This is a genomic window from Kocuria sp., from assembly GCF_030536815.1.
GTDB classification, from domain to species: Bacteria; Actinomycetota; Actinomycetes; order Actinomycetales; family Micrococcaceae; genus Kocuria; species Kocuria gwangalliensis.
The window spans coordinates 1-5543 of the sequence record NZ_JAUNPE010000143.1 but is presented as its reverse complement, the minus strand read 5'-3'; the positions used below and the strand labels follow the sequence as shown (position 1 = coordinate 5543).

The following is a 5543-nucleotide window of genomic DNA, read 5'->3' as shown; positions in this document are numbered from 1 at the left end:
CCTTCGACCGACAAGCGTGTCAACCAAATGGGTAACTGGTGGGACACCGCGATGGCCTGAGCGCCGTCGCCACCGATCTCCACCGCCCGGCGGGCCAGATCGCGGACGGCCTCGGCCATGCGGGTTACCTGGTGCCGGTAGGGTTCGCCCCACGAGGGACGCAGCGGGTTGAGCATGTAGGGCCAATGCTTGGGATGGGACAGTACTTTCTCGTCCACATGCAAACCTTGGAAGTGATTGCGGGGTTCAATGATGCGCTCTTCGGTGACCACGTCCAATTCCAGCTCACGGGCCACGGGTGCCGCGGTCTCCCGGGCTCGGGTCAGTGGGGATGACGCCAACACAACGTAGCGGTCCCCCTGGTTCACACGAGCCCTGAAGTCCGCGGCGGCGGCTTCGGCCATGCGCGCCCCGAGCTCGGACAAATGGAAATCCGGCATGCGTCCGTAGACGATCGCGTCAGGGTTGTGGACCTGGCCATGGCGCAGCAAATGAACGGTGGCGGAGGACATAATGACAGTCTCTCAAAACCCCGGCCACCGCCCAATTCAGGGGCCTCCAAGGCAACGACCGCGAACCGTGGAGGCCCGCCCGCTGCGTGGCCCAGGATTCCCCGCCTCCGTCAGCTCAATACGTCGCGCAAACGCCGCTCGTCAATGCGCAGCTGATCCCACGGGACCCCGTCCACGAACACGACCGGGATGAAATTCGCGTAGTCGCGCAGCAGGGCTGCATCCGTGGTGATGTCCACCTCCGAGAACTCGCTACCGGTGTCCTGGCACGCGGCTCTGACCACGGTGCGTGCGTCCGCACACAAGTGGCACCCGTCCTTGGTGAGCAACGTCACGTGATGAGCGGGGGCAGCTGTCGTCCAATTTTCTGCAGACAACAGGGGCTTCTGGGGATTCCGGGGCAAGCTCATGGGCCCATGCTACGGGCACGCAAAAGGCCCCGCTCCTGGGGAACGAGGCCTGCCGCGATGTCGCTTTACTTCTTGTTGCGACGCTGGTGACGAGTCTTACGAAGCAGCTTGCGGTGCTTCTTCTTGGACATACGCTTGCGGCGCTTCTTAATGACTGAACCCATAGGATCCCTCGCATTGTTGTAGACGATGACTGTTTGAACGGGTCGCGCCTGAACGCCACCCCGCCGGCCGGCTAACCGGACGGCAAAATCCGCATGAACGGCAAACTATTGATCCACCCTACCGCCTGAGCACCGATTCCCTGAAAATGAGCGCTCACGCACTGGCCTGACGGGCCTGCTTCAGACCCACGGGTGGATTGCCCCTCGACTCCGCCGCATCACCGTGATCATCGATCTCACCGTCGCGGCCGCGGTCCGGATCGAGCCCGGCCTCCCGGTACTGGAAAGTGATGTGTTCGATGGTCAAGCGAGATGCCATGTGGAAGTCACCCGCCTCCAACGCGCCGAAGATCGCACGGTGCTCGGCACGGATCCGGCTGGTTGTGGTCGACCACAACGGAACATGACCGACCAGGGCCATGGTGTATTCGTACATGGAATCGCGCAGCGCCGTGAAGAGCGCCGTGATGGCCGTATTTCCGCAGGACTTCACCAGCGCGATATGAAAGCTCACGTACAAATTGTGGAATTGCTTCAGACCCACATCATCTCGGTCCATTTCCACCATGATGGATCGCAATTCGGAAACGGGAACGTTAGCTTCCGTGGCATTCTCCAAGGCCCAGGATTCCAACTGCACCCGCGCCTGAACAATGTCACGCAACGGATACTCGGAAGTAGCCATGTGTAGCCGCAACGCGGGCCCCGCAGAAGCGGCCGGCTCTCGCACCAGAATGGGCAGGATGGAACGGTGCGGGCCGTCGAACAACTTAATGATGCCCCGAGCCTCCAGCTCCTTCAGGGTCTCCCGCATGGAGTTACGTGAGACCCTGAAGATCGCCGCGAGGTCTTTGTCGATGGGCAACTGCTGACCCAGCACGAGGTTGCCGTCGAACAGCTCGTTCTCAAGCCATTGCAGAACCTCACGATGCGTTGCCATGGTCACCAACCTCAAGTCATGTGTCGAGCACGTGCCAACCACGGCAGGTGCTTCGACTCACGAGCTTACTGGGTATCGCTGAAAAATCAGATCAGACCCTGGGCCGACATTGCGCGTGCCACCTTGATGAATCCCGCAATGTTGGCGCCGGCCACATAGTTACCGGGCATTCCGTATTCATCGGCCGTTTCAGCGCAGCGGTGATGAATTCCGCGCATGATTTCCAGCAAACGCTGCTGCGTGTAGTCAAAGGTCCACGAGTCTCGAGAAGCATTCTGCTGCATTTCCAGAGCGGACGTGGCCACGCCGCCGGCATTGGCCGCCTTGCCCGGAGCGAAGAGTACGTTTGCGTCCTGGAACATACGGATCGCTTCGGCGGTGGTGGGCATGTTGGCTCCCTCGGCCACGACCTCCACTCCGTTGGCCAACAGCTTCTTGGCCTGACGGCCGTTGAGCTCGTTCTGGGTGGCACACGGCAACGCCACGGAGCCGGGAACATCCCACACGGAACCGTCGGAGATGAATCGTGCACGACCACCCTTGCGCTCGGCGTACTGGCTGATGCGTGCGCGCTCCACCTCCTTGACCTGCTTCAGCAGATCCAGGTCGATGCCATCGGGATCCATCACGTACCCGCTCGAATCGGACGCGGTCAGCACCTTGGCACCCAACGACTGCGCACGCTCAATGGCGTAGATCGCCACGTTGCCGGAACCGGACACGAGCATTTCCCGGCCGTCCATGTCCTGGCCGCGGGTCTTGAGCATCTCTTCCGCGAACATCACGGTGCCGTAGCCGGTGGCTTCGGTGCGCACCAGCGAACCGCCCCAGGCCAAACCCTTACCGGTGAGGACACCGGATTCGTAGCGGTTGGTGATGCGTTTGTACTGGCCGAACAGGTAACCGATCTCACGGCCACCCACACCGATGTCACCCGCGGGGACGTCCGTGTACTCGCCGATGTGGCGGTACAGCTCGGTCATGAAGGACTGGCAGAACCGCATGATCTCGGCGTCGGAGCGACCGGAGGGATCGAAGTCCGAGCCACCCTTACCGCCGCCAATGGGCATGCCGGTCAGGGAGTTCTTGAAGATCTGTTCGAAGCCCAGGAACTTGACGATGCCCAGGTAGACCGAGGGGTGAAAGCGCAGTCCACCCTTGTAGGGGCCCAGTGCGGAGTTGAACTCCACGCGGAAGCCGCGGTTGATCTGCACGTGGCCGTTGTCATCGGTCCAGGGCACGCGGAAAATGATCTGTCGCTCGGGTTCGCAGATCCGTTCCAGGATGGCCGATTCGAGCAGGTCGGGGTGGCGCGCCACCACGGGGCCCAGCGATTCGAAGACTTCGTCCACTGCCTGATGGAACTCGGACTCACCGGGGTTGCGAGCAATCACTGCTTGTCGAATCGGAATCAGATTCTCGTGCATGGGTCTCCTGCCGTCTATCGGTTGTAGGTGCTCACCGAGCCATCATCGCCGCGGGCTGCGCCCACGACGCCGGAACCCGGTGAGAGTGGACAGCAGACCGCTCTGACGCCGGTGTGCGCCTCCGCTGCGCACAGGTGGAATCCCGAATTCGGGTTTCGTGGAGTTCGAACCATCGGATTCGGCTGAATCCGCGCTGGGCTCAGCGGAAGTAACGTCGGTGTTGGCTCCCACACTAGCGCCTGTGACGTCCACCTCCGTGCCCAAGGCAACAGCATCGGGAAGGGTGGAACTGTTGGATACCTCGGGGTCTTCCAGAAGTTCTTGCACATTTTTAGGCTCCGAGGGTTCTGGATCATCCGAGATCACATCAAACACGGGGGCTTCTGCAATCTCGGGCTCGAGCTCCACGGATTCGGACGTTTCGTCGCGGACGGTCTGCCCGTCATCCTGCGCGAGTTCTTCCATGACCTCCGGTGCGCCGAACCAGGGGAGAGTGCGCGGTTCGTCAATGGCAACGGGGGCCGCCTCGGGGGTTCCGGTTAGTTCGTCCGTCGCCGGCCCTTCGGAGTCCGTGGGTTCCTCGGTGTCCACCGGGTCTTCGGTGGCCGACAGCAGATCCTCGATCCAGGCGGTCACCTCGCGCAGGGGCTGCGCTTGGACGCTGTAGTAGCGCTTCTGCCCCTCAGCGCGCGTTGCCACCAGTCCCGTATCCCGCAGAACCTTGAGGTGCTTGGACACGGTGGGCTGGGAGACTTTCAGTTCTTCGACCAACTCTCCCACCGGACGGGGGCCGTGGCGCAGTGCGGACAGGATCCGGCGCCGAGTGGGATCGGAAAGAGCTGAATATGAATCATTGGCCATAGGATTCACCCTAAACGTGAACCCCGACCGGGCCCCAATCAGTCTCAGTCGTACCAGGGGTCCAGGCCCCAGTGAGGGAAGACTTCCTTGCGGGTGGCCATGATGGAGCGGTCGGTCTCGTCGTTGGGGTCGAATCCGATCTCCCAGGATCGCCACCACAGGTCCACGTTGTCACCCATCATTTCGGGTGCGTGGCCGCCGTATTTCTCGGTCATGTACGTGCGCCATTCCTGCGGAACGGGCGTGGTCACCGCTACGGGATGACCACTGGAAACACCCACCAGGTGCGCCCAGGAGCGCGGCACGGCGTCGTGGCAGTCGTAGCCGCCTCCACCCGTGGCGATCCACCGGCCCTCGCACATCTCGTCCGCGAGATCGGAGACTGCCAGGGCGATCTGCCGCTGCCCGTCGATGCTTACACGCAGGTGGGTCAGCTCGTCCTGGAAGTGGGAATCGCAACCATGCTGGGACACGATCACTTCGGGACGGAACTCGCGCACCAACTGGGGCACCACGGCGTCGAACGCGCGCAACCACTGGGAGTCGTCCGCGCGCGTGGGCAGGGCCACGTTGATCGAGGTACCTGCGCACTGACCCTCTCCGATCTCGTTGGCGAAACCCGTTCCGGGAAACAACGACAACCCGGTCTCGTGCAGAGAAATGGTCATGACCCGAGGGTCCTCGAAGAAGATCGACTGGGTGCCGTCACCGTGATGGCCGTCCACATCGATGTAGACCACACGCTGCACCCCGTTGTCCAGGAGGTGCTGAATGGCCACCGCGCAATCGTTGTACACGCAGAACCCGCTGGCCTTGTCCTTGGCGGCGTGATGCATGCCGCCGCCAAAATTCACGGCGTGAACGGCCCTGCCGTCCAGGATGTCCACGGCCCCCTGGTAGGTGCCGCCCACCAATCTGGCGCTGGATTCGTGAATACCTTCGTACGCGGGGGTGTCCTCGGTCCCCAACCCGCATTCCGGAATTTCTTTCGTGGGATCGGCAGACACTTCATGTACCGATTTCACGTAGTCCGCGGTGTGAGCCAGCTGGAGGACCTGGTCATCCGGAACTTCTGGGACCTCGACCCGAACATTCTCTGCGGTGTCCAGGCCCAGTTGCTGCACCAATCGCATGGTGGCGTCCAAGCGGGACGGGCGCATGGGGTGGTAATCCCCGAAGTTGTACTGGAGCAACTGGGGATCCCAATAAACACTGGTGGGGTACACGGC

The 5543-nt window shown here is 62.1% G+C and carries 7 protein-coding genes; all 7 read right to left on the bottom strand.

Annotation, left to right across the window (positions count from 1 at the left end; all coding sequences use genetic code 11):
* On the bottom strand, positions 1-512 hold a 512-nt coding region (locus tag Q4E95_RS10830), incomplete at its 3' end, for a histidine phosphatase family protein (RefSeq protein WP_303383318.1).
* 110 nt (positions 513-622) lie between these two features.
* On the bottom strand, positions 623-922 hold the full coding sequence (locus tag Q4E95_RS10825; RefSeq protein WP_303383317.1) for a glutaredoxin family protein: 300 nt from the start codon (positions 920-922) through the stop codon (positions 623-625).
* 65 nt (positions 923-987) lie between these two features.
* Positions 988-1086 (bottom strand): AURKAIP1/COX24 domain-containing protein, encoded by a 99-nt coding sequence (locus Q4E95_RS10820; RefSeq protein ID WP_005504750.1) that lies wholly within the window; start codon positions 1084-1086, stop codon positions 988-990.
* A 154-nt stretch (positions 1087-1240) separates the two neighbouring features.
* Entirely contained in the window at positions 1241-2026 is a 786-nt protein-coding gene (locus Q4E95_RS10815) for a FadR/GntR family transcriptional regulator (protein WP_190781234.1), read from the bottom strand.
* Between the two features lie 86 nt (positions 2027-2112).
* Entirely contained in the window at positions 2113-3453 is a 1341-nt protein-coding gene (gene gdhA, locus Q4E95_RS10810; protein ID WP_303383316.1) for an NADP-specific glutamate dehydrogenase, read from the bottom strand.
* A gap of 42 nt (positions 3454-3495) precedes the next feature.
* Positions 3496-4314 carry a helix-turn-helix transcriptional regulator gene (locus Q4E95_RS10805; protein ID WP_303383315.1) on the bottom strand — a complete coding sequence of 273 codons (819 nt, stop codon included), beginning with the start codon at positions 4312-4314 and terminating at the stop codon, positions 3496-3498.
* A gap of 44 nt (positions 4315-4358) precedes the next feature.
* On the bottom strand, positions 4359-5540 hold the full coding sequence (locus Q4E95_RS10800; protein ID WP_303383319.1) for an acetoin utilization protein AcuC: 1182 nt from the start codon (positions 5538-5540) through the stop codon (positions 4359-4361).
* Positions 5541-5543 lie beyond the last annotated feature (3 nt).